The organism is Robinsoniella sp., assembly GCF_034124845.1.
In genome coordinates this window covers 1-1,818 of sequence record NZ_JAWYAJ010000110.1, presented here as the reverse complement: position 1 = coordinate 1,818, position 1,818 = coordinate 1, and the positions used below count along the sequence as shown (strand labels likewise).

Sequence of the window (1,818 nt, the reverse complement as noted above, 5' to 3'; positions counted from 1 at the left end):
CATTTTAGCCGGCTTATCCACTACTGCAATGTCTTCAAGTTCTTTTGCGAAATCATCCAGAATATGTCTGCTGCTCTGGACATGAGCCATTTCCCTGCCCCTAAAACGAAGTGTTACCTTTACTTTGTTGCCTTTCTGTATAAACTTTCTGGCAGCACTTACTTTTGTATTCAAGTCATTTACATCGATATTTGGCGATAAACGAACTTCCTTTACTTCAATAACCTTCTGCTTTTTCTTCGCTTCTTTTTCTTTTCTCACCAGTTCATAACGATACTTTCCGTAATCGATAATCTTACAAACAGGCGGTTTCGCTGTCGGAGCGATCTTAACCAGGTCTAATTCTGCTTCTTTAGCCAGTCTCATAGCCTCTTTTGTGGGCATTACACCTAATTGTTCTCCGTTTTCACCAATCAAACGGATCTCTCTGTCTCTGATTTGCTCGTTAATCATTAATTCGCTAATTGTCTTGCACCTCCATAAAATGCTTGAAATAGTTACCACTTCGCTGCTGATTATCCGCATAAAAAAAGTGGATAGACAGACTATCCACATAATATTCCCATAGAACAATTCTATGTAACATATTAACCGATAGTCACCTCTGTGCTACGGTGAGAGTGGATACTCTACTTTGATTTCTTGTAACCTTATTTACTTTACCACATTCAAATTTTAATGTCAACTACTAAATTATTTTTCTATATCGATTTTTGTAACAATTGCATCCCCAGTTACCACACAAACGATCGTGTTTCTGATTTCAAAAAGACAGCCCGGTTATTCAGGCTGCCTTTTCCCGTAACTCTTTATTTCTCTTCAAAGCTTGCACATTCTGTCTGATCACAATGTTTTGCTGCTGCACCGGCAATGCCGATCTTATCTGCACTGCATTTACATGATTCATTGAAAGTACAGTTGCGTGCTTCACAGTCTACATCAATTTTCTGACAGGGAGTTCCCATGGAACTTCTGGCATTGTCACCTTTTCTCTCCTGGAAACTGGAACAACATGTTTCCTGGCATTTTTCTGCATGGTCTCCTCCGACCTTGATATCTCCTTTGCAACAGCACTCTGCATCATTATAGACACAACTCTGAGCGGAACATACTAATAATGGCATGATACTACCTCCTTTATTTTATTCCCGCGAGCAATAAGCTAAACGGACACGCTGGCGCGTCCATTTGGCGACTGCCGCGAGGGTCAAAAACCTCGTTGCCTGCAGTTGGGTTTTTAACTTGGGATAGTATCTGCCATTATTTAAATTTTATTCATTTAATTATCATGAGATTTCAAGTTAGGCGTACAGATGACAGAAAGGAATATTCAGACACATTCTAATCTTCAACTTCAATTTTACGGATTTCTTTCGTCCGGATCTCTTTACAGATATCATCTACAAAAGTATCCAGCGCCTTTTGCCCTTCATCTCCTTTAAATCTGCTTCTCACGGATACAACGCCGTCCTCTTCTTCTTTCGCACCAACAACCAGCATATATGGCACTTTATCCAGGCGGGCTTCCCGAATTTTATATCCAATCTTTTCAGAACGTTCATCAGTTGTACAGCGGATACCGTTTATTTTCAACTGATCTTCCACCTTTTTGGCATAATCATGGTATTTCTCTGAAATCGGAAGTACGCGTACCTGTTCCGGACACAGCCATGTTGGGAATTTACCAGCATATTTTTCAATCAACCATGCCAGTGTTCTCTCATAGCAGCCCATACTGGTTCTGTGAATGATAAACGGACGTTTCTTTTCTCCGTCTTTATCAACATAATACTTATCAAACTGCTCTGCCATTGCAAA

At 40.2% G+C, this 1,818-nt stretch carries 3 protein-coding genes; all 3 read right to left on the bottom strand.

Annotated elements, in window-relative coordinates:
* A partial coding sequence (infC, locus tag ACH2DQ_RS05405; protein ID WP_395025872.1) for a translation initiation factor IF-3 occupies window positions 1-453 on the bottom strand: 453 nt, incomplete at its 3' end.
* A 356-nt stretch (window positions 454-809) separates the two neighbouring features.
* The gene (locus ACH2DQ_RS05400) at window positions 810-1,124 is read right to left on the bottom strand and encodes a DUF1540 domain-containing protein (RefSeq protein ID WP_394915897.1); all 315 of its coding nucleotides are present in this window, start codon (window positions 1,122-1,124) and stop codon (window positions 810-812) included.
* Window positions 1,125-1,341: 217 nt separating this feature from the next.
* A partial coding sequence (locus tag ACH2DQ_RS05395; RefSeq protein WP_395025869.1) for a His/Gly/Thr/Pro-type tRNA ligase C-terminal domain-containing protein occupies window positions 1,342-1,818 on the bottom strand: 477 nt, incomplete at its 5' end.